Below are 24,924 nucleotides of genomic sequence, written 5' to 3'. Positions count from 1 at the left end.
GCGGTGCGCCCGCCCGCCGCTGCGAGCGGGCGAGCAGCGCGCGGACGGCGGCCACCTCCGGGCCGCCGTCCGCGCGCCTGGGCTGTCGGCGCGGGATCGCCGTCACACCGCCGCGGCCGGGGTGCGGGCCGGCTCGAGCGCGACGTCGAGGACCTCGCCGATCGTCATGACCGGGTGGAACGTCATCTGCTCGCGGACGTCCTCGGGCACGTCGTCGAGGTCACCGCGGTTGCGCTCCGGGAGCACGACGTCCGTGAGCCCGGCCGCGTGCGCCGCCAGCACCTTCTGCTTCAGCCCGCCGATCGGCAGGACGCGGCCCTGGAGCGTCACCTCGCCGGTCATCCCGACGGTGTGCCGGACCGGGCGGCCGCTGAGGAGCGACGCGAGCGCCGTCGTCATCGTGATGCCCGCGCTCGGCCCGTCCTTCGGGATCGCGCCCGCCGGCACGTGGACGTGGAACTCGCGGTCTTCGAAGGCCTCCGGCGCGATGCCGAGCTCGTCGGCGTGCGCGCGCACGTAGGTGAGCGCGATCCGCGCGGACTCCTTCATGACGTCGCCGAGCTGGCCGGTGAGCGTGAGCCCTGCCGTGCCCTTGCCTGGCATCGCGTTCGCCTCGACGAAGAGGACGTCGCCACCCGTGCCGGTCACCGCGAGCCCCGTCGCGACACCCGGCACCGCCGTGCGGGACGCGGCCTCCTGGAACACCTTCTGGCGGCCGAGCGCGTCGCGGACGAGGTCGAGGTCGACCTCGACCGGCGCGGTCGCCTCACCCGAGGCGATCCGCGTCGCGATCTTCCGCAGGAGCGTCCCGAGCTCGCGCTCGAGGTTGCGGACGCCCGCCTCGCGGGTGTACTCGCTCACGATCGTGCGCAGCAGCTCGTCGTCGACCGACACCTCGTCCTCGCGCAGGCCGTTGCGCTCGCGCTGACGCGCCCAGAGGTGGTCGCGGGCGATCGCGACCTTCTCGTGGACCGTGTAGCCGTCGAACGCGATGACCTCCATGCGGTCGAGGAGCGGACCCGGGATCGTCTCGGCCTGGTTCGCCGTCGCGATGAACACGACCTCGGAGAGGTCGAGCTCGAGGTCGAGGTAGTGGTCCCGGAAGCTCGCGTTCTGGGCGGGGTCGAGGACCTCGAGGAGCGCCGCGCTCGGATCGCCGCGCCAGTCGGCGCCGACCTTGTCGACCTCGTCGAGGAGGATGACCGGGTTCATCGTCTTCGCGTCGCGCAGCGCGCGCACGAAGCGGCCCGGCATCGCGCCGATGTACGTCCGGCGGTGGCCGCGGATCTCGGCCTCGTCACGGACGCCGCCGAGCGACACGCGGACGAACTCCCGGCCCATCGCGCGGGCGATCGACTCGCCGATCGACGTCTTGCCGGTGCCGGGCGGGCCGATGAGCGTGAGGATCGCCCCCGCGCCCGCCTCCCGGCGCGCCGGGCGCGGCCGGTCCTCGGCCGCGGGCTCCTCGCCCTCGGAGGCGGCCTCGCCGTCCGACGCGGGCTGCGGCACGTCGAGCAGGCCGCGCTCCTGACGGAGCTTGCGGACGGCGACGTACTCGACGATGCGGTCCTTCACGTCGGCGAGGCCGGCGTGGTCGGCGTCGAGGATCTCGCGCGTCGCGACCGGGTCGAGCCGCTCCTCGGAGCGCTCGCTCCACGGCACCGACAGGAGCCAGTCGAGGTAGGTGCGGATCATCTGCGCCTCGCCGCCCTGCTCGCCGGCGCGCTCGAGGCGACCGAGCTCGCGCTCGGCCTGCTCGCGCGCCTCGTCGGGCATGCCCGACTCCTCGATCTTGGACCGGTACTCGTCGATGAACGAGCCCTCGTCCTCGCCGAGCTCGCGGCGGATCGACTCCATCTGCTTGCGCAGCAGGTAGTCGCGCTGCTGCTTCTGCGCCCCGGACTCGACGTCTTCGCGGATCCGCTGGCGGATCTGGAGCTGCGTGAGCCGCTCGCGCTGCATCTCGAGGGCCTTCTCGAGGCGCGATGTGACGTCGAGCGCCTCGAGGAGCTCGACCTTCTGGTCGAAGGTGAGGTCCGGGGCGTAGCCCGAGGTGTCGGCGAGCGCGCCCGGCTCGGTGATCGAGCGGACGAAGGCCGCGATCCGGCCGTCGTCGCCGCGCAGCTCGAGGAGCTCGTCGACGATCGCGCGGTACTCGCGCTCGAGCTCGCGGGTCCGACCGGAGAGGGGCTCCCCGCCCGCCCCCGCGTCGGGGCGCTCGTCGACGTCGGCGCGCAGTCGGCCGCGGGCATCGGTGTGCGCGGCGCCGATGACGCCGCGGGCGATGCCCTCGAGGACGGCGCCCTTCGCGCCGCCGGGCAGGCGGACCGTGTCCCGGACGGCCGCGATCGTGCCGACGGAGGCGTAGTCGCCCTCGTGGCGCGGCACGAGGAGGACGCGCTCCTCGCCGTCGACGTCGACCGGGAGGGTGACGTCCATGGTGGGGAAGACGACGGTGTCGTCGAGCGGGACGAGGAGGAGCGTCGAGGAGGAGGTCATGTGCAGGCGAGATCCTTGAGTGGTTCAACCGTTGCGAGAGCAACTGTAGCAGCTCGTCGATGAGATCTCAGCCTCTCCGACATAGATCCTCTCAGGCGCGTGGCTTGAGGTATGAGCGCGCGGGCGCCCAGAGGGGCACTGTGAGGTCACGCACGTTCCGGAACGCCGGCTCCGGGCATCATCAAGGCGTGTTCCACATCTCCGCAGAAGACGCCTACGAGGCCCTCCAGGAGATCGTCCGCGCCCGTGAGGCCGCGCGTGCGGGCGCTCCGATCGGCGGCCCGGACGGCCCGACGCTCGAGGAGCTCGACACGCTCGTCGAGCACGCCCGCCAGGCGTGGGTCGGCGCCGCAGTCACCGAGATCGCGTCGATGCGCGCCATGGTGCACGGCCCGCAGGTCGGCTGACGGCGCTTCTCAGCGACGGTCCGCGACCGCTCCGAGGAGGAGCAGCACGAGGATCGCCCCGATGACCGCCCCGGGAAGGCCGCCGAGGTCGAGCATCTCGGTGTCGCCGATGTCGAGCGCCTCGGTGAAGATGAAGTAGCCGAGGAGCGAGCCGACGAGGCCGACCGCCATCGTGGGAAGGCAGCCGGTGACCTGGCGGCCCGGCGTGAGCGCGCGGGCGAGGTAGCCTGCGACGAGGCCGAGGACGATTGCGCCGAGCACGGTGACGTCCTACCCGCTGCGCGCGGGTCGTAGGCTCGCGTGCATGGTGCCGAGGCCCTTCTCGACGGTTCCGCCCCCGCCGGTCGCACGCCGCTACCTCGCCGCTCGCGGGGTGCTGCGCCGTGCGCTCGACCGGCCTCTGCCGGAGGGGCTCGCCCTCTGGGAGACGTCGATGGGCGTCGGGGCCACGCACGTCCTCGGCGCGCTCGCCGAGCTCGGCGTGGCCGATGCCATCGCCGCGCGCGGCGGTGCGGCGGCCGCCGGCGAGCTTGCGGGCGACCTCGCCGCCGACGCCGATGCGCTCCACCGGCTCCTGCGTGCCGCCGCGGCGCTCGGCGTCGTCCAGATGGACGGGCGGAGCGGCGCCTGCCGTCTCACCCGCGCGGGCGAGACCCTTCGCGACGACCATCCGGCCTCTCAGCGGGCCTGGTGCCGCTACATGGCCTCCGAGGCGACGACGCGCGCATGGGCGGGCCTCACCGACGCCGTCCGGACGGGTGAGAGCGCCTTCCCCGCCGTCCACGGGACGTCGGTGTGGGACCACCTCGCCGAGCATCCCGACGAGGAGCGGACCTTCGCCCGGGCGATGCGGACCCTCACCGAGACGGCCGCGCCGCTCATCGCCGGCGCGTACCCGTGGCCCGAGGGCGGGACGGTGTGCGACGTGGCCGGTGGCGTGGGGACGCTCCTCGCCGCCGTCCTGGCGCGCGAGGCCTCGCTGCGCGGCGTCCTCGTCGACGCGCCGGGCGTCCTCGCCGAGGCGGACGCGTTCCTCGCCGCGCGCGGGCTCGCCGATCGCGTCGAGCGCGTGCCCGGCGACATCTTCGGCGTGATCGACGCGCGTGCGGACGTCTACCTCCTCAAGGACGTCCTCCACGACTGGGACGACGCGCGATGCGCGCGCATCCTCTCCGTCGTCCGCGCCGCCGCGCCGGCGGGCGCGCGCGTCGTCCTCGCCGAGACCGTGCAGGAGCGCCACCGCCCGGACCCGTTCGTCTCGCTCGAGGACCTCCACATGCTCACGCAGTGCGACGGCGGGCGGCAGCGCTCCGTCGCCGAGCTCCACGCGCTCCTCGACGCGACCGGCTGGGCGCCCGGGCGCGTCCGCGAGACGACGACGCACGCCCTCGTCGAGGGCACCGCCGGCTGACGGTTTGCATCTCGACAGCCAGATCTGGCTGTCGAGATGCAAAGCGAGCGGTCGTTCGCGGCCTCAGCCGCCGCGGCGGCGGCGCAGCGCGCCCCAGCCGTTGGCGACGAGGGCCAGCGCGAGCGTCACGGGGGCGGGCTCGCCGAGGTTCGGGTCGCGTCCGTCCCCGATGCGGTGGAGCTGGCGGGTGTGCCAGTAGAGGTCGACGAGGCCGTCGAGCTGCTTCTGGCCGATCGTCTTGTCGCCGGACCGGACGCGGTCCCGGGTGCCGTCGAGGAGGCCGGCGGGCGCGTCCGGGTCGACCGCGAGCGGCCGCGCGAGCCCCACGACGTCGATCGCCCCGGAGGCGAGCGCCGCGCGCATGGCCCCCGCGGTGCGGAAGCCGCCGGTGAGCATGAGCGGCACGGAGACGCGTCCGCGGACCTCCTCGGCGTACTCGAGGAAGTACGCCTCACGGGCGCGTGTCGTCTCGGCGAGGCCGACCATCGCCGGAGCCTCGTAGGTCCCGCCGCTGATCTCGAGGAGGTCGATGTCCTCCGCGCCGAGCGCCTCGACGACCGCCATCGACTCCTCCTGGGAGAAGCCGCCGCGCTGGAAGTCCGCCGAGTTGAGCTTCACCGAGACGGCGAAGGACGCCGACACCGCGGCCCGGATGGCCCGCACGACCTCGAGGAGGAAGCGCATGCGCTTCTCGGGCGATCCGCCCCACTCGTCGGTGCGGGTGTTCGCGCGCGGTGAGAGGAACTGGCTGACGAGGTAGCCGTGGGCGCCGTGCACCTGAACGCCGTCGAAGCCCGCCCGCTCGAGGACGGCGGACGTCGCCGCGAAGCGCGCCACGATCTCGCCGATCTCCGTCGAGGTCAGCTCGCGGGGGGTGGCGGCCCCGGGGACCCGCGCCCGCACGGGGGACGGCGCGACCGGGGTCGAGCCGGCGATCGCGAGCGCCTGGCGGCCCGGGTGGTTGACCTGGACCCACGCCTGCGCGCCGCCGCTCCTCGCCGCGGCGGCCCACCGTCGCAGGGCGCCCAGGTCGCGGTCGTCCTCGACGACGACGTTGAACGGCTCGCCGACGTGGCGGCGGTCGACCATGACGTTGCCGGTGACGAGGAGGCCGCACCCCCCGGCGCCCCAGCGGCGGTAGAGGCGCTCGAGGCGCTCGGTGGGACGGTTGCGGCGGTCCCCGAGCTGCTCGCTCATCGCCGCCTTCGCGAGCCGGTTCGGGAGCGTCGCGCCGCAGCGGAGGTCGAGCGGGGCGGCGAGCGGGTCGGTCGTGGTCCGGGCGGTCTCGGCGGCCATGCGAAGAGAATATACGGACGTGTAGCTTCGTCGGTCGATAGCGTCGCGTCCCATGAGCGCCGACCTCAACCGACAGATCCGGCTCGCGTCCCGTCCCACGGGCCTGCCCGGTCCCGAGTGCTGGGAGGCCACGGAGGAGCCGATCCCCGAGCCCGGGGACGGCGAGATCGTCGTGCGCGTCTCGCACATCTCGCTCGACCCCGCGATGCGCGGCTGGATGAACGCCGGCCGCTCCTACATCGCTCCCGTCGAGACCGGCGAGGTCATGCGCGCCGGCGCGGTCGGCGAGGTCGTCGCCTCGCGGCACGACCGCTTCCCGGTCGGGACGCACGTCGTCGGGATGTTCGGCGTCCAGCGCTACGCGCGCAGCGACGGCCGCGGCGTCCACGCCGTCGACCCGTCCCTCGCTCCGCTCCCGCGGTACCTCGGCGCGCTCGGCATGACCGGGATGACCGCGTACTTCGCGCTCCTCGAGACGGGCGAGCTGAAGGGGGAGGGGGAGACGGTCGTCGTCTCCGGTGCCGCCGGGGCCGTCGGCGGCGCGGCGGGGCAGATCGCGAAGATCAAGGGCGCGCGCGTCGTCGGCATCGCGGGCGGGCCGGAGAAGTGCGGGCACATCGTCGAGGACCTCGGCTTCGACGCGGCGATCGACTACAAGAACGAGGACGTCGCGGCGCGCCTGCGGGAGACGTGCCCCGACGGGATCGACGTCTACTTCGACAACGTCGGCGGTGAGATCCTCGACGCCTGTCTCACCCGGCTCGCCATGGGGGCGCGCGTCGTCATCTGCGGCGCGATCTCGCAGTACAACGCCGAGGGCGGCGCGCCGCAGGGGCCGCGCAACTACCTCTCGCTCCTCGTCCACCGCGCGACGATGCGCGGGATGGTCGTCTTCGACTACGCGGACCGCTACGGGGAGGCGGCGCGCGAGATGGCCGGCTGGATCGCCGACGGCCGTCTCGTCGCCGAGGAGGACGTCGTCACGGGGACGGTCGACGACTTCCCCGAGACGCTCCTCCGGCTGTTCCGCGGCGAGAACACGGGCAAGCTCGTCCTCGAGCTCGCATGAACGACAAAGCCCCGCTGTCTCAGCGGGGCTCGTTCGTGTGTGCGTCTAGCGGTGTCGGAGGTGCCCACCGCAGTGGGGGCAGCTCGCACGATCCGCGACGCGGTCCGCGGCCCAGAGCCGCAGGCACTTCGCACAGAGGACTCGCATAGGTCCTCCTTCCTTGTCTGTCTGCGTATTCCTCTAGAGAGTAGTCGGCTCGACGGCGTCGTTCCTGAAGCCCGACGAGCGTGAGTGTGGATCTACCCGGCCGAGAGCCGTGTGAATCCACATTCACGCGAGGTGGCGGGTTGCAGGGCGCTCAGTTCACCGACTCGCAGTTGCGGACCTTGTCCTTGCTGTCCTTGAAGACGACGTCGCGGCCCGGGCCGCAGTCGACGACGTCGCGGCCGCCGCCGACGGCGCGGATCGTGTCGTCGCCCTTGCCGCCGTACAGCCGGTCGCTGTCGTAGCCGCCGTTGAGGTGGTCGTCGCCCGCTCCGCCGTAGAGGCGGTCCTTGCCGCGGCCGCCCTCGAGCTCGTCGTCGCCGTCGTCGCCGTACAGCCGGTCGTTGCCGAAGCGGCCGAAGAGCTGGTCGGGGCCAGAGCCGCCGTAGAGGCGGTCGGAGCCCCCCGCGCCCTCGAGGAAGTCCGAGCCGCCGCCGCCGCGGATGAGGTCGGCGCCGCTCGAGCCGATGATGCGCTCGTCGGCCGAGGTGTTGCCGTGGCAGCCGCGCTGGAAGGAGCAGATGATCCGCGACTCCTCGGCGCGGACCGCGGCGAGGACGCTCTCGCCGGCGGCGCCCGCCGCCGCCACGGCCTCGTTCGTCCAGCCGCCCGCGAGGAGGACCGCGCGCGCCGCGGATTCGCCGACCTCGGTCGTCGGGTCGTCGCCGAGCACGTGGACGACGCCGCCGACGAGCGTCCCGAGCAGCGTCGGGACCGTGCCCGGGAGGGCGCGGGAGCCGTCGAGGCCGAGCGTCGCGGGCGTGTCGGGGGTGAGCGGGGCCCCGACCGATATCGGCGGGAGCGTGACGAGCCCGGGCACGGAGATCTCGCCGACGGTGAGGCGCGGCGCGGCCGGGACCGACACGCCGCGCAGCGCGACGTTGAGGAGGACGGGCGCGCCCTCCTCGGGGGCCGGGAGGACGATGACCTCGCAGCCGGCGGTCAGGTCGGCCTCGCCGCGGGAGGAGACGTGGACGATGTCGTGGCCGGGCCCGCAGTCGATCTCGTCGACGCCCGGGCCGGAGTAGATGAGGTCGTTGCCCGCCCCCGCGTTCACGACGTCCTCGCCGCCGCCGCTCGAGATCGTGTCGTCGCCGTCGCCGCCCGAGACGTGGTCGGAGCCGCCGAAGCCGTGGACGACGTCGTTCCCCGGGCCGGCGTCGAACGTCGCGCTGCCCGACTCGTCGGTGAGGATGTCGTCGCCGTCGCCGCCGCGGATCGTCTCCTCGTGGTTCTGGCCGGCGCCCGCGTCGATGCGGTCGTTGCCGGGGCCGCCGTCGATGCCGTCGTCGCCCGAGCCGCCGAAGAGGACGTCGTCGCCGTCGCCGCCGACGATCCGGCGGTCGGAGCCGAGGTTGCCGTGGATGAAGTCGTTGCCCGGCCCGCCGTCGAGGAGCCGGTCGTCGCCCGCGCGCGACTCGACGATGAAGTCGTTGCCGTTGCCGCCGGCAGCGTGGTCGTCGCCGTCGCCGCCGTCGAGGAGGTCGTCGTCGTCGCCGCCGACGAGGCGGTCGTTGCCCGTCTCGCCGTAGAGCCGGTCCTTGCCGGTGCCGCCCGAGAGCCTGTCGTCGCCGGAGCCACCCTCGAGGCGGTCGTTCCCGGAGCCCCCGTAGAGCTTGTCGCGACCCGTCCCGCCGAGGAGCAGGTCGCGGCCGCCGAGGCCCTTGAGGACGTCGTTCGAGCGCTTGCCCGAGAGCGTGTTCGCCCCGCTGTTCCCGACGAGGCGGTCGGGCAGGCGGGTCCCGCGCTTCGCCGCGAGGGCGCTCGGCGCCAGAGCGGCGAGGAGGACGGCGATGAGGAGCAGGCTGAGGCGGCGCACCCACCGGTCATCGGCCGACGCCTCCGCTGCGGCGCCCATCTGGCCGGATGGCCGAGTGGAGGCGTCCTCCCTTTCGCCAGAGCGACTCTTTATCGTGAGAGCAAGCATGGACGTCGTCGCGCTCATCCCCTTCGGCCTCGCGATCGGCCTCGCGATCGGCACCGTCGGCGGCGGCGGGGCGGTGCTCGCCGTCCCCGTGCTCGTCTACGTCGCGGGCCTCGGCGCCCACGAGGCGACGACGGCGAGCCTGGCGGTCGTCGCCGCCGGCGCGGTCACCGGCGCGCTCGGGCAGGCCCGGCGCGGCGCCGTGTGCTGGACGACAGCGGGGTGGTTCGCGGCGGCCGCCGCCATCGGCAGCGTCGCCGGGACCGCCCTCAACCAGGCCGTCGGCGGCGCCGTCCTCCTCTACCTCTTCTCCGCGATCATGCTGGTCGCCGCGCGCGCGACGTGGCAGCGCGCGGGGGAGCCCGCCGCAGCGTCCGGCGGCTGCCCGGAGGCGCCGCTCGGCCCCGCCGTCGCGGCAGGTGTCGCGGTCGGCGTCCTCACGGGGCTCGTGGGCGTCGGCGGCGGCTTCGTCATCGTCCCGGCGCTCGCGATCGGGCTCCACCTCGGCCTGCGCGAGGCGATGGGGACGTCGATGGTCATCGTCTTCGTCGTCTCGATCGCCGGTCTCGTCTCGCACCTCGGCGCAGGCCAGTCCCTCGACGGCGGCGTCGCGATCCCCATGGCCGCAGCGACGGTCGTCGGGGCGCTCATCGGGCCACGCCTCTCGGCGGCGCTGCCGCTGCGCACGCTCGGCCGCGGCTTCGCCGGTCTCGTCGTCGTCGTCGCCGTCGGCGTCGGCGCCGCGACCGCCGCCGGGGTGGGGGTGTGACAACGGTGGACCCCCGTGGTACTCTCCACATACGTACAAGCAAGGAGTTGTGAAGACCATGCCGAGCGACACCACCCTCACGAGTCCGTCCGAGCTCCTCGCCGCCCTGCGCGAGGGACGGGGGCCGACGCTCGTCGACATCCGTCCCTCGGACGAGGTCGCCGCATGGTCCATCGACGGTGACGGCGTCGTCCGCGCCGATGTCCCCGCCTCCGACCTCGAGACCGACCCGGCGGCGGCGGCCGAGCGCATCCCCGAGGGATCCGTCCTCGTCTGCAACCGCGGCAAGACCGCGCTCCGCTGCCAGGAGTCGCTCGCGAAGGCGGGCCGCCCGGTCGCCGTCCTCGAGGACGGCCTGCGCGGCTGGCTCCGCGTCCTCCAGGACGTCGCGGTCCCCGTCGCGCGCGACGACGTCGCGGTGACGCAGGTCCAGCGTCCCGGTCGCGGCTGCCTCTCGTACGTCGTCTCCGCGGGCGGCGAGGCCCTCGTCGTCGATCCTGCGCCCGTGCCCGAGCACTACGTCGACCTCGCCGAGCGCGAGGGGCTGCGCATCGTCGGCGTCCTCGACACGCATCTCCACGCCGACCACCTCTCCGGCGCCCGCGCCCTCGCCGAGCGCGCCGGCGCCCCGTACTTCGTCCCGCGCGGGACGATCGAGCGCGGCGTCGCGTGGGAGTCCGAGGCGACGGTCCTCGAGCCCGGGGCGACCCTCCGCGTCGGCGACGTGGACCTCGAGCTCATCGCCCTGCCCGGCCACACCACCGACATGAGCGGCGTCCTCGTCCCCGGGGCCGCGGTCATCACCGGCGACTCGCTCCTCCCGACCGGCCTCGCCCGCCCCGATCTCGAGCGCGGCGACCCCGAGGGGGCCCGCGCGATGGCGAAGATCCTGCACCGCACGCTGCGCGAGACCCTGCTCCCCCTCGGTGACGACATCGTCGTCCTCGGCGCCCACGAGCATCCCGGGCTGCGCTCGGGTCCCGTGGCGCCGACGGTCGGCGACGTGCGCGCCGCGATCCCCGAGCTGGCGATCGAGTCCCCGGACGAGTTCGCCGACGAGGTCCTGCGGCAGATGCCGCCGCGCCCGGCGAACTACGAGATGGTCATCGAGGCGAACGCCGGCCGCGTCGCGGCGGACCCCGAGCTCGAGACGGGCGGGAACAGCTGCTCGAGCCGGTGACGCGCCTGGGGTCTTGACGGCGCCGCGGGAGCGCGGCACCGTGTCAGCAGGATGCGTCGCACGGACCGCACGCAAGCTCGGAGGCTCCCCGGCATCGCCGTCCTCGGTGTCGCGGCCGCCCTCGCGGCCGCGGCGGCCGTGCTGTCGGAGGCCCTCCTCGCTGCTGCGGCGCTCGCCGTCGTCGTCGTCCTCCTCCCGCCCGCGCTCGCCCGGCGCACGGCGCGCCCGGCACCCGAGCGGATGCCCTCGTCGGACGACGACGACGGCGACGGCCCGGGCGGGGGCGGCGGCCCACCGGGCGGTCCGGAGCCGCCCGACGTCCCGCCCACCCCGGGCCTCGACTGGGAGGCCTTCGACGAGGCGCGGCGCTCGTGGGAGCGTCCACCCACCCGTCACTGACGGGCGGCGCCGCTAGATTCGGGCGATGCCGGACGCGACCCCGCACCGCCCCGCCCTCCAGACGTGGGAGATCGACCTCCACGGCCATCAGGTCGTCTACCGGTCGGCGGGCAGCGGCCCGCCGGTCGTCCTCATCCACGGGATGGTCAACTCGTCCCGCCACTGGCAGCCGGTCGCCGAGCGCCTCGCGGAGCGGTACACGGTCATCGCTCCCGACCTCATCGGCCACGGCGACAGCGCGACCCCTCGCGGCGACTACTCGCTCGGCGCGCACGCGACGGTCATCCGCGACCTCCTCTCCGCGCTGGGGATCGAGCGGGCCTCCCTCGTCGGTCACTCGCTCGGCGGCGGGATCGCGATGGTCTACTTCTGGCAGTTCCCTCAGCGCGTCGAGCGTCTCGCCCTCGTCTCCAGCGGGGGGCTCGGTCCGGAGGTGAGCCCGCTGCTGCGGTCGGCCGCCCTCCCGGGGGCGAGGCGCCTCATCTCGGTCGCCGCGAGCGGCCGGGTGACGCGGCCGCTGCGACAGGCCGGCGGCCGCCTCCGCAGCCGGGGGATCGGCCTCGGCGTCCACCTCGAGGCGATCGCCCGCGCGCTGCGCCCGCTCGAGAGCCCTGGTGCGCAGGAGGCGTTCGTCCAGACGCTGCGCGCGGTCATCGACGGCCGCGGCCAGCGCGTGAGCGCCGCCGACCGGCTCTACCTCCTCGAGCAGATCCCGACGCTCGTCGTGTGGGGCGAGCGCGATCGCACCATCCCGATCGAGCACGGCCGCGCCGCGCACGAGGCGATCCCCGGGAGCCGGTTCGCGACGCTGCCGCGCGCCGCGCACTTCCCGCACCTCGAGGACCCGGGGGGTCTCGCCGACGAGATCCTCGCCTTCCTCGGCGAGACGCAGCCGGGGGTCATCGACGAGGGCCTCTGGCACGGGCTGCTCCGCGGAGGCGCACGGCCGCGCCCGCGGGCCGTCGCCTGAGGCGAGCCGTCAGAGCTCCGCGAGGTAGACCCGCAGGAGCGGGTCGATGACCCTCCAGCGCCGCCCGTCGCGTTCGATGATCCCGGCGTCGCGGAGCGCGTCGAGCGCCCGGCTCGCGGTCTGCGGCGCGAAGCCCGCGTAGAGGGGCTCCCCGCGCGCGACCCGGCGGGCGATCACCTGATAGGTGCCGCGGCCCTTGCCGCGCCCGAGGCTGCGGATCCGCTCGAGCGTCTGCTGATGCTTCAGCCGGTCGGCGCGCAGGGCGCGCGAGTGGCCCTCGGCGACGAGCGCGCCGTCGACCCGGCGGGCGATCTGCTCGACGGCGGCGAGGTGGGTCTGCTGCGCGATGAGCATCGTCGCCCGCGGGTGCAGCTCGCCGAGGGCGACGAGCCGCCCGACGGCGTCGTCGTCGATCTCGCGGTCGTCCTCGGCGTAGCGATCGCGAAGCCCGCGCTCCCACTCCTCGGCGGTGATCGGCGTGAGCTCGTGGAAGGCGCCGAACTGGCTGAGCGCCCGCTCGCTCGGGGCGAAGAGGTCGCGCATGAGGTGCTCGATCGACCCCGCGAACAGCACGCTCACGCCCGGGCTGCGCTGGAGGACCGCGCGGATCTGACGCGTCAGCGCGTCGGCGTCGCCGAAGCGGCCGGAGGCGATGTCCTGGAACTCGTCGAGGAAGACGACGAGCCGGCGGTCGTCGCCGGCGGCGATCCGCTCGAGCAGCTCGAAGGCCGCGCGGAGGCGCTGCGACGCCTCGGGCGCGGACGCCGAGAGGCTGAGGGCGATCTCGACCTCCTCGCCGAGATCCTGGCGGGCGCGCACGGTCGCGGCCGCCGACATCTCCTCCCGCAGTCGGCCGAGGTTGCGCCCGGCCGCCTCGAGCGCGCGACGCAGGACGGGGCGCGTCGCGATCGCTGCGCGCGCGAGTCCGTCGGCGAGGTCGTCGGCGTCGGCGTAGCGGAAGAGGTCGACGCTCACGGTCCCGCAGCCCTCGGAGGCGCAGACGCCGAGGGCTGCGTCGGCGACGCTCGTCTTCCCCGTCCGCCGTGGTCCGGCGAGCACGATGTGCCCTCCCCCGAGAAGGGCCGTGGCGACGCGGTCGACGTCGTCGGCTCGCCCGATCATGCGGCCGGCCGGCACCGGCTCGTCGGTGGGGAAGAGGTCCGCGCTCCCCTTGCGCGGCGTATCACGCATCGCGTGATCCTATATCACGCTGAGCGGAAGTCATCAGACCACCGCTCCACCCCTTGACAACTGCACAGTTGTATGTGAGTATTCCGAGCCTCAGGTCCCTCCACCAGGAGTACGTCCATGCAGCTCCCCTCTCCAGTTCCTCCGGATCTCGCTGATCTCATCGCCGGGCGCCTGCGCGTCATCGGCGACCCGATGCGGATCCGCATCCTCGACAGCCTGCGGGATCAGCGGCGGTCGGTCGGCGAGCTCACCGAGATCCTCGGCACGAGCCAGCAGAACGTCTCGAAGCATCTCGGGATCCTCCGCGAGGCCGGGATCGTCGGCCGGCGCAAGGAAGGCACGAGCGCCTACTACGAGATCACGGACTCGAGCGTCTTCGACCTCTGCGAGCAAGTCTGCGGTGGATTGCAGATGCAGGTCGCGGAGCTGAACGCTCTCATCGCTTCGACTCAGACCCCCACCCCCACCCCCACCCCGACGCCCGAGGAGGCCGACCGATGAGCACGACGACGACCCGCAGCGACACCTGTCCCGCGGACGCCGTCGCCCGCCGCACCGGCTGGCCCGTCGAGCGCGTCCTCTTCGCGATGGCGGGGACGGTCACCCTTCTCGGTGTCCTGCTCTCCGCCGTCGTGAGCCCCTGGTTCCTCCTCCTCGTCGCGTTCGTCGGCGTGAACCAGTGGCTCTACGTCGTCGCCGGCGACTGCCCGGCGTCTCTCGTCCTGACCCGTGTCTTCCATCTCCAGCGAGGCATCTCCCGATGAGCACCATCGCCCCTCCCTCTGCGGGGACCACGCCCCCGGCCCAGCGGCCGGGTGACGGGGGTTCCCACCACGAAGGCCCGCTCGGCCGGCTCGGCCGCTGGGCCGCCACGAACCGTCGCACCGTCTTCGCCATCTGGGCCGTCATCCTCGTCGGCTTCGGCTTCTTCGCGCCGAAGGCCGAGCACGCGCTCTCGGGCGCGGGCTGGGAGGCGACGGGCTCCGAGTCCGTCGAGGTCCGCAACCTCGTCGACCGCGAGTTCGGCGGGCTCAGCTCGAGCGCGCTCATGGTCGCGATGCACAGCGACACGACGACCGTCGACTCGCCCGCGTTCCAGCAGCGGATCGCCGCCGTGAGCGAGGTCCTCTCCGGTGACGACCGCGTCGCGACCGTCATGCAGCCGCAGCCCGGCCAGACGATCAGCCAGGACGGTCGCACCGCGATCGTCATGGGTGGCGCGGCCGAGGACAGCAACGAGATGGTCCGCGCGGCCGACGATCTCAAGGACCAGGTCCGGGACCTCGGCGACGAGAACATCGAGATCGCGATGACGGGCTCCTCAGGCCTGTGGTCGGACTTCAACCACGCGAACAAGACCGCGATGATGAAGTCCGAGCTCATGAGCTGGCCGGTGACGCTCGGCATCCTCGTGCTGGCGTTCGGCTCGCTCGCCGCCGCCGGCCTGCCGCTCATGCTCACCATCCTCGGCCTCGGTGCCTCGGCCGGATCGCTCTACCTCGGCGCGCAGGTGCTCGACATCTCGATCTGGGCGATGAACTTCGCGATGATGTTCGCGCTCGCGCTCGGCATCGACTACGCGCTGTTCGTCGTCATGCGGTTCCGCGCCGCGCTCCACGGCGATCCCGGTGATCACCCCGATCGGGTGCCCAACGCGGTCGCCTCGACGATGGACACCGCCGGGAAGGCCGTGCTCTTCAGCGGCATCACCGTGCTCATCTCGCTGAGCGCCGTCATGCTCGTCGAGAGTCCGGCGTTCCGCTCGATGGCGCTCGGAATCATGCTCAGCGTCATCTTCATCCTCGGCGCGACGCTCACGCTCCTGCCCGCCGTGCTCGGTCGCATGGGCCCGCGGGTCGACCGTGGGGCGCTGCCCTGGGCGAAGGGCGCGCCGGCCGGTGCCGAGCCGTCGAAGAAGTTCCACGCCTGGGGCGAGCGGCTGTGGCGCAAGCCCTGGCTGCCCGGTCTCGGCGTCGTGGCGCTCCTCATCGCGCTGTCGATCCCGGTCCTGTCCCTCGACACCGGCATGCCGTCGATCAAGGTCGTGCCCGAGGACGACTCGGCGCGCGTCGGCTACAACATCGTCCAGGACGCCTTCGGCCCGGGCGCGCCCGGCACCCTCCAGGTGACCGTCGCCGCCGACGAGGCCGAGGAGGCGGGCCGCGTGCTCGCCGCCGACCCCGGCATCGCGCAGGTGACGCCTCCGCAGCCCAACCAGACAGGCGATCTCGCCCTCGTCCAGGGCGTGCCGACGGCCGACCCGTCCGATCCCGAGGTGAAGGCGACGATCGACCGCGTCCGTGAGGACCTCCCCGCGAGCGCGATGGTCGGCGGTGCCGCGGCCGAGAACCACGACCTCGAGGAAGAGCTCGCGGAGAAGACCGCGCTCGTCATCGGCGTCGTGCTCGCGCTCGGCTTCGTCCTCCTCCTCATCGCGCTGCAGGCGCCGCTCATCGCCCTCATCGGCGTGGTGACGAACCTGCTCGCGACGGGCGCTGCGTTCGGCGTCGCGAAGTGGGTGTTCCAGGACGGCGTCGGGGCCGATCTCTTCGGCTTCGAGTCGCAGGGCTTCCTCAACGCGTGGGGTCCGGTGTTCTTCTTCGCGATGATCTTCGCGATCTCGATGGACTACACCGTGTTCCTGCTGTCGAGCGCGAAGGAGCACTGGGACAAGACGGGTGACCCGCGGATGGCGAAGCTCGGTGGCCTCGCCCACTCGGGCCGCGTCGTCTTCGCTGCCGCCGCCGTCATGGTCGCCGTGTTCTTCACGTTCGCCCTGTCCGGCCCGCTGCCGCCCCGGGAGATGGGCATCATCCTCGGCATCGCCGTCCTCGTGGACGCCGCCGCCGTCCGGCTGCTGCTCCTCCCGATCCTCCTGCGGCTCACCGGCCACGCGGCCTGGCATGTGCCGAAGCCGCTCCGGAAGATCCTCCCCGACATCAAGTTCGGGCACTGACATGGGTCTCCTGGATCGATTCCGCAGCTCGACGTCCCTCGCTCCCGCCGCTGCCGCGGCGGGGGCGGCGGACGGCTCCCTCCTCCTCGTGGACGTCCGCGAGAAGGACGAGGTCCGCGAGGGGTGCGCGAAGGGCGCGCGCCACATCCCGCTCGCCCAGGTCCCGGCCTCCTTCGAGAGGCTGAGGTCCGAGGCGGGCGGCCGGCCGGTCGCGTTCGTGTGCCGCAGCGGCATGCGGAGCGGCGCGGCCGTGAAGGCCGCTCAGGAAGCGGGCCTCGATGCCCGCAACGTGAGCGGAGGGATGCTCGCGTGGCAACGCGCCGGGCTCCCCGTCACCAAGGGGCGGCGATGACGGGCGCGTGCCACGTGTCGCCGTTCGTCACCGCCCCGCTGGAAGGATCGTCCTCATGACCGCACGACTCATCGCTCTCCTCGCCGCCGTCGCCGCCGCCCTCGTCCTCGCCGCGTGCGGGGACGACGACGACACCACGGCGACGCCGTCCTCCGACGCGCCTGCCGCGGTGGCGCCGTCCTCCGACGCGCCCGCCGAGGCCGCGGCCTCGTTCGAGACGGTGACGCCGGCCGAGATCGCCCCGCGCGTCGAGGCCGGTGAGGTCCTCCTCGTCGACGTCCGCGAGGACGCCGAGTGGGAGGCGGGCCGTGCGGAGGAGGCGATCCACGTGCCGCTCGCGACCGTCGGGGACGAGCTCTCGCGGATCGCGGACGAGGCCGACGGCCGGCCCATCGCGTTCATCTGCCGCTCCGGGAACCGCAGCGCGCAGGCCTCCCAGATCGCCGTCGACGGGGGCATCGGCCCCGTCATCAACGTCGACGGCGGGATGGGGGCCTGGGTCCAGGCGGGTCTTCCCATCGTCCCGGAGGACGGGCAGATCATCTGAGGTCGGACGGGGGAGTCGCGACCTGGCCGGACGCGGCTTCCCCGACGGTCTCCGCTCGGGCGGGACCTGAGCCCGAGCTGGAGCTGCGGGTCGCCGGCGATCAGGCGGCCCGCGGCTCCGGTGCACGCATCTCGAGCCGGGGGCTGCCCGCGATCAGGCGGCCCGCGGCTCGGGTGCGGGCATCTCGCCCGGCTCGGTGCCGAGCGCGACGGGCATCCCCACCATCGAGCCCCACTCGGTCCAGCTCCCGTCGTAGTTGCGGGTGCGGCCGCGACCGAGGAGCTCGTGGAGCACGAACCACGTGTGCGCCGACCGCTCGCCGATGCGGCAGTAGGCGATCACCTCGGCGTCGTCCACGGCGCCGGCCTCCGCGTAGATCTCCGCGAGCTCGGCGAAGGGGAGGAACCGCCCGTCGGGCCCCGTCGCGACGTCCCAGGGGACGTTCCGCGCCCCGGGGATGTGCCCGGCGCGCTGCGCGATCTCCTGCGGGTAGCCGGGCTCCGTGAGCGCCTCGCCCGAGTACTCGGCCGGCGTGCGCACGTCGAGGAGGACGCAGCTCCCGTCGCGGACGTCGCTCCAGGAGGCGCGGACGTCGCCGCTCGCCTCCGCCTCGGGCGTGTCCGCGCCGGCCTCGCCGGGCGTCGGCGCTTCGCGGTCGAGGGGGCGCTCCTCGGCGATCCAGGCCTGGCGGCCGCCGTCGAGGATCGCGATGCGCTCCAGCCCGTAGTGGCGGAAGAGCCAGTAGGCGAAGCAGGCGTACCAGTTGTTCTTGTCGCCGTAGAGGACGACCGAGGACCGCGCCGTCACGCCGAGCCGCCCCCAGAGCGCGCGGATCGCGTCCGCGCTCGGGAGGTCCCGGGTGACCGGATCGCGGAGATCGCGGTTCCAGTCGAGGTTCCGCGCGCCGGGGACGTGGCCGGTGCCGTAGAGGAGAGGCTGCTCGTCGGCCTCGACGACGATGAGGTCCGGGTCGCCGAGATGCTCGGCGAGCCAGGTCGTGTCGACGAGCGGGCCGAACGCGCGCGTGCTCACGACGCGACCCTGCGCAGGTGGAGGTCGACGAGTCGCTGGCCCTCGGCGGTGAGGACGACTCGGTCGCCGCGGCGCATGAGCGCCGCGCGGCTGCCGGTGAAGTAGCCGTTGAGGCCGCGGCGGTCGTAGCCGTGGCGCGCGGCGAGCGCCGCGAGGGAGTCGCGGTCGATGCCGTGCCGGCCGTGCTCGTAGACCCCGACGAGGACCTCGTAGTAGCGGTCCGGGCGCGGGCGCTCCGGGCCCGTCGCCGTCCGCCCGGTGGCCTCGAGCCGGCGGAGGTCGGCCTCGATGCGGTCGAGGCCCGCGCGCATCCGCGCGATCTCCTGCCTCAGCGAGGCGACGACGGTCTCGGAACCGGTGGCGCCGGAATCGGCGGGAGGCGTGCTCACGTCCTGATGGTCGCACAACGACTTGCCTTGCGGAAAGCGACTCGACGAGGAGGCGACCGCCTCACGGGCATTCACCGCTTTGTGCTTGTGAAAGCAATTGCTATCATGAAAGCAAGCAACAGGAGGTTCCGCAGATGTCCTTCACGCCGCTCTTCTCCGTCATCTTCGGCGGCATTCTCAGCGTCACCCTCGCGGTGGCGCTCACGGGCCGGAGCGCGACCGCGCACGTCGTGCTCAGCGTCGCGCTGCTCGTCACGTTCGCCATCGCCGTCGCGTTCACGTCGGGGCGTCTCCTCGACGACGAGGACGGCTCGGGCCACGATGCGCCGGCGGCCTGACACGGTCGTCCGCTGGCGCGTCCTCGCCGACGACGTCCGCGCCGTCATCGAGGAGCGCGCCGGCGAGCACGACCTCACGCTCGTCGACGTCGCCGAGTCGGTCCACGCGTCCCGGCGCCAGGTGCAGCGCGTCCTCGCCGCGGAGGGCACGAGCTTCGAGCTCGTCCTCCGCGAGGCGCGCGTCCGCCGGGCGAAGGCGCTCCTCGCCGAGGACGCGTCGCTTCCGAAGACGCGGCTCGCCGAGATGTGCGGCTACCGCCAGGCCAAGTCGCTGCGTCGCGCGATGGCGACGACGCCCGTGCACACGACGGCCTGAGCGCCGTCCGCGCGGGCCGGTCGGCGGTGCAGCGCGCCGGTCGGCGTCGCATCGCGCCGGCGGCGCTCCCCTCGCGCGGTCGGCGACGCGGTGCGCCTCCCCGACGCCGCCCTGCTCTCCGCGGTCCCCGACGCGAAGCGGCGGCCCTCTCGGGCCGCCGCTCGCTTCCTCTGCGCCAGCAGAAGGGGGGCGCGGCCGCTGCGGCGGCCGCGTGAGGCGATCAGCCGCAGCCGGTGTTGTAGCCGCAGCTCGAGCAGGTGTGGCAGGCGCCGGTCCGCTGCATCGTCGCGTTGCCGCACTGCGGGCACATCTCGCCGGTCGGGGCGGCCTTCGGCGTCTGTCGCTCGACCTCGACCCGCGGCAGCTCGAGGCCGGGCTGCGCCTCCGCGTCCGTGGACGGGGCCGACTGGCCGTCGGTGTCGCCGCGGTAGGCCATCTCGTTCATGGCCTGCTCGGCGCGGACGGCGGGCGTGAGGATCCCGAGCTCGCGCTGGACGTCGATGTCGCAGAAGCGCGACGCGAGCCACCGCATGATGTAGTCGACGAGCGACTTCGCGAACGGGATCTCCGCGTTCCCCGTGATGCCCTCGGGCTCGAAGCGCATGTAGGAGAACTTCTCGACGAGCGTCTCGAGCGGCACGCCGTACTGGAGCGCGATCGAGATCGCCGTCGCGAACGAGTTCATCATGCCGCGGAGGGTCGAGCCCTCCTTGCCGATGTCGGTGAGGAAGATCTCCCCGACCGTCCCGTCCTCGTACATGCCCGCCGTGATGTAGCCGTCGTGGCCGGCGATCGAGAACTTGTGCGTGATCGACTGGCGCTCACGCGGCATCCGCCGGCGAGCGGGCTTGTGCGCGGCGACCGCCGCCTCCACGCGCTGGGCGACGATCTCCTCGAGCTGCTCGTCGGTCACGACGTGGGCGCCCTCGGGCAGCGCCTCCTCGACGGCCTCGATGACCTTCTCCGCGTCGGTCGTCGAGTGGACCTGGATGTTCTTCGAGCCGTCGCGGTAGATCGCGAGCGCCTTGATGCCCAGCTTCCACGCCTGGACGTACGCGTCGCGGATCTCCTCGACCGTCGTCTCCTCCGGCATGTTCACCGTCTTGGAGATCGCGCCGGAGATGAACGGCTGGACGGCGCCCATCATCTCGATGTGGCCCATGTGGCTGATCGCCCGCGAGCCGACGGCGACGTCGAAGACGGGCAGGTGCTCGTCCTTGATGCCGGGCGCCCCGACGATCGTGTTGTGCTCGGCCACGTAGGCCTCGATCTGCTCGACCTCGTGCGGCTCGTACCCGAGGGTCTCGAGCGCGAGCGGCACCGTGCGGTTCGCGATCGTCATCGATCCGCCGCCGACGAGCGTCTTGTACATGACGAGCGAGAACGCCGGCTCGATGCCGGTCGTGTCGCAGTCCATGAGGAACGAGATCGTCCCCGTCGGCGCGAGGACGGTCGCCTGGGCGTTGCGGTAGCCGTGGACCTCGCCGAGGGCGACGGCCTTGTCCCACGAGTCCTGCGCGGCGTCGAGGAGCCCGCCGTCGCCGCAGGATGCGCCCGGGATCGCGTGCGCGGCATCGCGGTGCATCCGCATGACGCGGTTGTGCGGCTCGCGGTTCTCGTGGTAGCGCTCGTACGGGCCGATCGCCGCCGCCACCTTCGCCGACTGCGCGTACGCGCGGCCCGTCATGAGCGCGGTGATCGCGGCGGCGGTCCCGCGCCCCTCCGGCGAGTCGTACGGCATGCCGTTCGCCATGAGGAAGGCGCCGAGGTTCGCGTAGCCGAGCCCGAGCTGGCGGAACGCGCGCGCGTTCACGCCGATCTCCTCGGTCGGGTAGCTCGAGGGCCCGACGACGATCTCCTGCGCGAGGAAGACGATGTCGACGGCGTGCTGGAACGCCGCGACGTCGAACGAGCCGTCCTCGCGCCGGAACTTCATGAGGTTGAGCGACGCGAGGTTGCACGCCGAGTCGTCGACGTGCATGTACTCCGAGCACGGGTTCGACGCGTTGATGCGCCCCGAGTTCGGGCACGTGTGCCACTCGTTGATCGTCGTGTCGTACTGCACGCCCGGATCGGCGCAGCGCCACGCCGCGTCGGCGATCTCCGTCATGAGCTCGCGCGCGTCGATCGGCTCGCCGATCGGCTCGCCCGTGCGGCGGGCGAGCGTCCGCCAATCGCGGCCCTCCTCGACGGCCTCCATGAACCCGTCGGTGACGCGCACCGAGTTGTTCGCGTTCTGGTACTGGATCGACACCATCCCGTCGCCGTCGAGCGACATGTCGAAGCCCTTCTCGGCGAGGGCGCGGGCCTTGTCCTCCTCCTTCGCCTTGCACCAGACGAACTCGCGGATGTCCGGGTGGTCGACGTCGAGGACGACCATCTTCGCCGCGCGTCGCGTCTTGCCGCCCGACTTGATCGTCCCCGCCCACGCGTCCGCGCCGCGCATGAAGGACACGGGGCCCGAGGCCGTGCCGCCCTTCGTGAGCGGCTCCATCGACGCGCGGATGTTGGAGAGGTTGATGCCCGAGCCCGAGCCGCCGCGGAAGATCCGACCCTCGCGCGTGTTCCAATCGAGGATCGACTCCATCGTGTCGTCGACCGAGAGGATGAAGCAGGCCGAGCACTGCGGGCTCTCCTCGAACCCGACGTTGAACCAGACGGGGCTGTTGAAGGCCGCCATCTGGTGGAGGAGGATGTACTCGAGCTCGGCCTGGAAGGCGTCGCCGTCCTCCGGCGTCGCGAAGTAGCCGCGCTCGCGACCCCAGTCGCTGATCGTGCCGGCGACCCGCGCGATCATCTGCTTCACCGAGCGCTCGCGCGTCGGCGAGCCGATCTGCCCGCGGAAGTACTTCTGCGCGACGATGTTCGTCGCGTTCATCGACCACGACGCGGGGAACTCGACGTCCTGCTGCTCGAAGCTGCCGACCTTCGCCGTGCGGAGCTCCCATTCGACCGTGTCGAAGGGGTGGACGCCGGGGCTCGTGTAGAAGCGCCGCACGCTCAGCGCCTCACCCGCCGTCGGGTCGGTCGTCAAGGCGGTCTGCGGTGTCCTCTCCATCGTCTGCGTCTCCTCTCGGCCGCGCGGCTCTCGGTGGCGCGGCGGGCTGCGGCGTCGTGTGCGGGTGGCGGAGCATCATCCGACGACGACCGGACAGAACCAATGTAGAAAACCCGGTCTTCCTGCTCTTTGCGGAGAAAGGCCGTGAGCGGCGGCGCGCCGTCTGGGGGGTGGCGGACGGATGTCCCGCCTCGGTCCTGCGGAGCGGTGGTGGGACGTGCGCGCGTGGGTGCTGCGGGGCGGTGGTCGGACGTCGATCGTCACCCCTTCCAGGGGGTGGTCATCGACGTCCGCCGCGCCAGGGGTGCGGATCGACGTTCGATCCCGCCCCCCGCCCCGCGCCCACGACCACGCGCGCGTCCCGCCGACGCGGTCAGCCCGTGGCCGGCTCGACGCGCCAGACGACGTAGCGGCGGTCGCGGTACATCTCGGGCAGGCCGTCGAAGCAGGCGACGAGGTCGCGCCCGCGCTCGGTGTCGGGGAGGACCTGCGCGACGACCCACCCCTCGCGCAGCCGCGCGCGCGATCGCTCGCACGACTCGCCCTCCGGCACGAGGACGAGCTCGTGCTGCAGCTGCTCTCCCGCGAGGGAGCCGAGCGTCGCCGGCGCCATCGCGACGGTCCGGCCGTCGTCGAGCGAGAACGCGGGGTCGCGCAGGAACGCCTCGAGGATCCCGGCGTCGAAGGTCTGCACGCCGACGTGGCGGATGAGGTACTCGTTCGCGTTCCCCGCCACGACGAAGGTGGCGAACGCAGCCGCTGCGACGAGCGACGCGGTTCCCGCGCGCGTCGGGCGGGCGCGCGGCACGCCGGGGTCCGCGTCGCGTCGTGAGCCCTCGACGCGCCGGGCGAGGACGGCGTGGGCACGGGGCGCGGCCGCGGCGACCGCGAGCCCGCCGAGCGCCCCGAGCACGAGCGTCGAGACCGACGGCGCGTACGGGAACCCGAGCTCGGCGACGCGCCCGACGCTGAGGAGGATCGCGGCCCCGAGAACTCCTCCCGCCATCCGGAAGCGCCACGAGCCGGGGCGCGAGTCGATCGCGGTGACCGCGATCGCGGCGGCCGCGCACGCGAGCGTGGGGAGGAGGTAGCGCACGGCGCCGACCGCGAGCGCGTCCGGCTCCTGGATGCCGGTGTAGGGCGCGTTGCCCCACGCGAAGGCGCCGAACGCGGTCGCGGCGCCGAAGGCGAGCGCGAGGCGCGCCCGGCGGGCCGCTCCCGCCCCGAGCGCGAGCACGACGGCCCCCGCGAGGAGGACGAGGCCGCCGGCGAGGAGCTCCGCGTAGAGATCGGTCCGGCCCTCGAGCATCCCCGACGGGTCGTCGAGGAACCGGTCGTCGAAGCCGCGCAGCGCGTCGGGCAGCGGGTCGCCGCCGAACGGCCCCTCCATGAACGGCCACAGCGGCCAGCCGTGCGACACGGTGTTGCGGGTCATCCAGACGCCGCCGGCGAGTGTCCCCAGGAGGACGGCCGGCGCGAGGACACGCGCGGCGAGCGGCCGCACCGCCGCGCGAGAGGCCCACAGGGCGGCGCCGAGCGCGAGGAGCAGGAGCGGCGCGGGCGTCGTCTTCGTCCCGACCGCGACCCCCGCGGCGACGATCGCCGGCCCGAGGAGCGCCGGGCGCCCCACGGAGGCCGCGCACAGCGCCGCGGTCGTCACCGCCCACGTGAGGGCGGGCAGGTCGGTGAGCGGGGCGCCGAGCTGGACGACGGTGAGCGGCAGGGTGAACACCGCCGCGACGGCGAGCGCAGCGATCGCGTGCGGCACGCGGAGGGCGCGAAGGCCGACCCACCCGGCCGCGACGCCGAGCGCCCACAGGAGCGGGTTCCACACCGACAGCCAGGGGAGCGCGTCGGAGAGGCCCGCCGCCCACGCGAGCGCCACCTCGTTCGTGAGGGGATAGTTCCCGACGGGCAGCCCCTCGATGAGCGGCGTCGCCGCCCCGGTGTCCCCGTCGGGCATCCACGAGGCGACGAGCGGCAGGTGGTAGAGGAGGCCGTCGACGTCGAGGAAGGGGAAGCGCAGCTGCCAGCTCACCCAGACGACCCACAGCCCTCCCCCGGCTCCGGCGGCGAGCCGCGTGCGGCGGTCCGCGCCCGCCCACCACCGCGCCCAGTCCTCCCGCAGCCCGGGCCCTCGCGCATGGAACGCCGCCCGCGCCGCCGCCCACGTCGCCGCCGCGAGGGCGAGGAGGGCGAGCGCGACGTCGGAGAGCCCGGCGAGCCCGAGGGCGAGCGCGTGGACGACCGCGAGAGCGACCGCGATCGGCGCCGCGGCGACGAGCCGGACGAGCCCGGTGGCCCCCGTCGCAGCGGCGACGCGGAGGCCGGTCGCGCCGACGAGCCCGAGGGCGAGCGCGAGGAGCGCGTGGTGGACGAGGTGCGTCACGGCGCCGGAATCGTACGGACGCGGCCCCGACGAGCGGCGTACGATCCCGCGGTGCCGCGTCCCGCGACCACCGCCCCCGCCGCCCCGCCGACCACCTGCGCGTGGTGCGGCGACGCGCTCGGCGCGACCGCCGTCCCGGCGCCCGGCGGCCTGCGGTGCACCGCCTGCGGCGTGACGACGACCGCCCCCTGGCCCACGGACGCCGAGCTCGACGCCGCCTACGGCGAG

23 protein-coding genes are annotated in these 24,924 nt (G+C 73.7%); 14 read left to right on the top strand and 9 right to left on the bottom strand.

The genetic code is table 11. The features are described 5' to 3' along the window. Positions 1-102: 102 nt before the first annotated feature. A complete protein-coding gene (lon, locus tag ACME2J_RS17850) occupies positions 103-2,499 on the bottom strand; it encodes an endopeptidase La (protein ID WP_495546296.1) in 2,397 nt (798 codons plus the stop codon). Between the two features lie 188 nt (positions 2,500-2,687). Here lon and ACME2J_RS17845 point away from each other — a divergent pair, with 188 nt between their 5' ends. Beyond that, positions 2,688-2,906, top strand: a complete 219-nt coding sequence (locus ACME2J_RS17845; RefSeq protein ID WP_495546295.1) for a hypothetical protein — start codon at positions 2,688-2,690, stop codon at positions 2,904-2,906. Positions 2,907-2,915: 9 nt separating this feature from the next. On the opposite strand, the gene ACME2J_RS17840 is transcribed toward ACME2J_RS17845, so the two are convergent. After that, complete coding sequence (locus tag ACME2J_RS17840) at positions 2,916-3,167, bottom strand: GlsB/YeaQ/YmgE family stress response membrane protein (RefSeq protein WP_495546294.1); 252 nt, start codon at positions 3,165-3,167, stop codon at positions 2,916-2,918. Positions 3,168-3,210: 43 nt separating this feature from the next. On the opposite strand from ACME2J_RS17840, the gene ACME2J_RS17835 reads away from it, so the two are divergent. Further along, positions 3,211-4,317 carry a methyltransferase gene (locus ACME2J_RS17835; protein WP_495546293.1) on the top strand — a complete coding sequence of 369 codons (1,107 nt, stop codon included), beginning with the start codon at positions 3,211-3,213 and terminating at the stop codon, positions 4,315-4,317. Between the two features lie 63 nt (positions 4,318-4,380). Here ACME2J_RS17835 and ACME2J_RS17830 read toward each other — a convergent pair whose 3' ends face one another. Then, a complete protein-coding gene (locus ACME2J_RS17830) occupies positions 4,381-5,613 on the bottom strand; it encodes an NADH:flavin oxidoreductase/NADH oxidase family protein (RefSeq protein WP_495546292.1) in 1,233 nt (410 codons plus the stop codon). A gap of 52 nt (positions 5,614-5,665) precedes the next feature. Here ACME2J_RS17830 and ACME2J_RS17825 point away from each other — a divergent pair, with 52 nt between their 5' ends. Beyond that, positions 5,666-6,682 (top strand): NADP-dependent oxidoreductase, encoded by a 1,017-nt coding sequence (locus tag ACME2J_RS17825; RefSeq protein WP_495546291.1) that lies wholly within the window; start codon positions 5,666-5,668, stop codon positions 6,680-6,682. 298 nt (positions 6,683-6,980) lie between these two features. Here the strand turns inward: ACME2J_RS17825 and ACME2J_RS17820 are convergent, their stop codons facing one another. Further along, on the bottom strand, positions 6,981-8,705 hold the full coding sequence (locus ACME2J_RS17820) for a calcium-binding protein (protein WP_495546290.1): 1,725 nt from the start codon (positions 8,703-8,705) through the stop codon (positions 6,981-6,983). 106 nt (positions 8,706-8,811) lie between these two features. On the opposite strand from ACME2J_RS17820, the gene ACME2J_RS17815 reads away from it, so the two are divergent. The 4 genes from ACME2J_RS17815 to ACME2J_RS17800 are packed head-to-tail and all read left to right on the top strand — an operon-like array spanning position 8,812 to position 12,128. Then, positions 8,812-9,579 carry a sulfite exporter TauE/SafE family protein gene (locus tag ACME2J_RS17815; protein WP_495546289.1) on the top strand — a complete coding sequence of 256 codons (768 nt, stop codon included), beginning with the start codon at positions 8,812-8,814 and terminating at the stop codon, positions 9,577-9,579. Between the two features lie 58 nt (positions 9,580-9,637). Then, entirely contained in the window at positions 9,638-10,759 is a 1,122-nt protein-coding gene (locus ACME2J_RS17810; protein WP_495546288.1) for an MBL fold metallo-hydrolase, read from the top strand. A gap of 51 nt (positions 10,760-10,810) precedes the next feature. Then, positions 10,811-11,158 carry a hypothetical protein gene (locus ACME2J_RS17805; protein WP_495546287.1) on the top strand — a complete coding sequence of 116 codons (348 nt, stop codon included), beginning with the start codon at positions 10,811-10,813 and terminating at the stop codon, positions 11,156-11,158. Between the two features lie 25 nt (positions 11,159-11,183). After that, positions 11,184-12,128, top strand: a complete 945-nt coding sequence (locus ACME2J_RS17800) for an alpha/beta fold hydrolase (RefSeq protein ID WP_495546286.1) — start codon at positions 11,184-11,186, stop codon at positions 12,126-12,128. Positions 12,129-12,137: 9 nt separating this feature from the next. On the opposite strand, the gene ACME2J_RS17795 is transcribed toward ACME2J_RS17800, so the two are convergent. Then, a complete protein-coding gene (locus tag ACME2J_RS17795) occupies positions 12,138-13,319 on the bottom strand; it encodes an AAA family ATPase (RefSeq protein WP_495546285.1) in 1,182 nt (393 codons plus the stop codon). 117 nt (positions 13,320-13,436) lie between these two features. Between ACME2J_RS17795 and ACME2J_RS17790 the strand changes: the two genes are divergently transcribed. Genes ACME2J_RS17790 through ACME2J_RS17770 form a run of 5 tightly spaced genes read left to right on the top strand, consistent with a single transcriptional unit; the run spans position 13,437 to position 17,174 of the window. Further along, positions 13,437-13,820 carry an ArsR/SmtB family transcription factor gene (locus ACME2J_RS17790; RefSeq protein ID WP_495546284.1) on the top strand — a complete coding sequence of 128 codons (384 nt, stop codon included), beginning with the start codon at positions 13,437-13,439 and terminating at the stop codon, positions 13,818-13,820. Beyond that, complete coding sequence (locus ACME2J_RS17785) at positions 13,817-14,083, top strand: DUF2892 domain-containing protein (protein ID WP_495546283.1); 267 nt, start codon at positions 13,817-13,819, stop codon at positions 14,081-14,083. Before ACME2J_RS17790 ends, ACME2J_RS17785 begins: the two co-directional genes overlap by 4 nt. Next, the gene (locus ACME2J_RS17780; protein ID WP_495546282.1) at positions 14,080-16,275 is read left to right on the top strand and encodes an MMPL family transporter; all 2,196 of its coding nucleotides are present in this window, start codon (positions 14,080-14,082) and stop codon (positions 16,273-16,275) included. Before ACME2J_RS17785 ends, ACME2J_RS17780 begins: the two co-directional genes overlap by 4 nt. Before the next feature lies 1 nt (position 16,276). After that, entirely contained in the window at positions 16,277-16,627 is a 351-nt protein-coding gene (locus tag ACME2J_RS17775) for a rhodanese-like domain-containing protein (RefSeq protein ID WP_495546281.1), read from the top strand. Positions 16,628-16,682: 55 nt separating this feature from the next. Next, entirely contained in the window at positions 16,683-17,174 is a 492-nt protein-coding gene (locus tag ACME2J_RS17770) for a rhodanese-like domain-containing protein (RefSeq protein ID WP_495546280.1), read from the top strand. Between the two features lie 153 nt (positions 17,175-17,327). Here the strand turns inward: ACME2J_RS17770 and ACME2J_RS17765 are convergent, their stop codons facing one another. Both ACME2J_RS17765 and ACME2J_RS17760 read right to left on the bottom strand, forming a co-directional pair. Beyond that, the gene (locus ACME2J_RS17765) at positions 17,328-18,206 is read right to left on the bottom strand and encodes a sulfurtransferase (protein WP_495546279.1); all 879 of its coding nucleotides are present in this window, start codon (positions 18,204-18,206) and stop codon (positions 17,328-17,330) included. Then, entirely contained in the window at positions 18,203-18,595 is a 393-nt protein-coding gene (locus tag ACME2J_RS17760; protein ID WP_495546278.1) for a hypothetical protein, read from the bottom strand. The genes ACME2J_RS17765 and ACME2J_RS17760 overlap by 4 nt, the downstream gene beginning before the upstream one ends. Before the next feature lie 134 nt (positions 18,596-18,729). On the opposite strand from ACME2J_RS17760, the gene ACME2J_RS17755 reads away from it, so the two are divergent. Next, positions 18,730-18,933, top strand: coding sequence for a hypothetical protein (locus ACME2J_RS17755; RefSeq protein ID WP_495546277.1), 204 nt, complete (start codon positions 18,730-18,732; stop codon positions 18,931-18,933). After that, the gene (locus tag ACME2J_RS17750; RefSeq protein WP_495546276.1) at positions 18,917-19,249 is read left to right on the top strand and encodes a helix-turn-helix domain-containing protein; all 333 of its coding nucleotides are present in this window, start codon (positions 18,917-18,919) and stop codon (positions 19,247-19,249) included. Before ACME2J_RS17755 ends, ACME2J_RS17750 begins: the two co-directional genes overlap by 17 nt. 220 nt (positions 19,250-19,469) lie before the next feature. Here ACME2J_RS17750 and ACME2J_RS17745 read toward each other — a convergent pair whose 3' ends face one another. Continuing rightward, complete coding sequence (locus ACME2J_RS17745; RefSeq protein ID WP_495546275.1) at positions 19,470-22,307, bottom strand: vitamin B12-dependent ribonucleotide reductase; 2,838 nt, start codon at positions 22,305-22,307, stop codon at positions 19,470-19,472. A gap of 373 nt (positions 22,308-22,680) precedes the next feature. Then, positions 22,681-24,696: a hypothetical protein gene (locus tag ACME2J_RS17740; protein ID WP_495546274.1), complete on the bottom strand. Its 2,016-nt coding sequence runs from the start codon at positions 24,694-24,696 to the stop codon at positions 22,681-22,683. Positions 24,697-24,924 lie beyond the last annotated feature (228 nt).

Source organism: Paraconexibacter sp. (assembly GCF_059438195.1).
Note: the sequence above shows the minus strand (reverse complement) of the source record. Positions and strands in the feature narration are given on the sequence as shown.

Excerpts from the sequence above, each read along its gene's own strand:
- lon (WP_495546296.1), bottom strand. The coding sequence starts at position 2,499 with ATGACCTCCTCCTCGACGCTCCTCCTCGTCCCGCTCGACGACACCGTC.
- ACME2J_RS17835 (WP_495546293.1), top strand. The coding sequence starts at position 3,211 with ATGGTGCCGAGGCCCTTCTCGACGGTTCCGCCCCCGCCGGTCGCACGC.
- ACME2J_RS17830 (WP_495546292.1), bottom strand. The coding sequence starts at position 5,613 with ATGGCCGCCGAGACCGCCCGGACCACGACCGACCCGCTCGCCGCCCCG.
- ACME2J_RS17825 (WP_495546291.1), top strand. The coding sequence starts at position 5,666 with ATGAGCGCCGACCTCAACCGACAGATCCGGCTCGCGTCCCGTCCCACG.
- ACME2J_RS17815 (WP_495546289.1), top strand. The coding sequence starts at position 8,812 with ATGGACGTCGTCGCGCTCATCCCCTTCGGCCTCGCGATCGGCCTCGCG.
- ACME2J_RS17810 (WP_495546288.1), top strand. The coding sequence starts at position 9,638 with ATGCCGAGCGACACCACCCTCACGAGTCCGTCCGAGCTCCTCGCCGCC.
- ACME2J_RS17805 (WP_495546287.1), top strand. The coding sequence starts at position 10,811 with ATGCGTCGCACGGACCGCACGCAAGCTCGGAGGCTCCCCGGCATCGCC.
- ACME2J_RS17800 (WP_495546286.1), top strand. The coding sequence starts at position 11,184 with ATGCCGGACGCGACCCCGCACCGCCCCGCCCTCCAGACGTGGGAGATC.
- ACME2J_RS17795 (WP_495546285.1), bottom strand. The coding sequence starts at position 13,319 with ATGCGTGATACGCCGCGCAAGGGGAGCGCGGACCTCTTCCCCACCGAC.
- ACME2J_RS17790 (WP_495546284.1), top strand. The coding sequence starts at position 13,437 with ATGCAGCTCCCCTCTCCAGTTCCTCCGGATCTCGCTGATCTCATCGCC.
- ACME2J_RS17785 (WP_495546283.1), top strand. The coding sequence starts at position 13,817 with ATGAGCACGACGACGACCCGCAGCGACACCTGTCCCGCGGACGCCGTC.
- ACME2J_RS17780 (WP_495546282.1), top strand. The coding sequence starts at position 14,080 with ATGAGCACCATCGCCCCTCCCTCTGCGGGGACCACGCCCCCGGCCCAG.
- ACME2J_RS17775 (WP_495546281.1), top strand. The coding sequence starts at position 16,277 with ATGGGTCTCCTGGATCGATTCCGCAGCTCGACGTCCCTCGCTCCCGCC.
- ACME2J_RS17770 (WP_495546280.1), top strand. The coding sequence starts at position 16,683 with ATGACCGCACGACTCATCGCTCTCCTCGCCGCCGTCGCCGCCGCCCTC.
- ACME2J_RS17755 (WP_495546277.1), top strand. The coding sequence starts at position 18,730 with ATGTCCTTCACGCCGCTCTTCTCCGTCATCTTCGGCGGCATTCTCAGC.
- ACME2J_RS17750 (WP_495546276.1), top strand. The coding sequence starts at position 18,917 with ATGCGCCGGCGGCCTGACACGGTCGTCCGCTGGCGCGTCCTCGCCGAC.
- ACME2J_RS17745 (WP_495546275.1), bottom strand. The coding sequence starts at position 22,307 with ATGGAGAGGACACCGCAGACCGCCTTGACGACCGACCCGACGGCGGGT.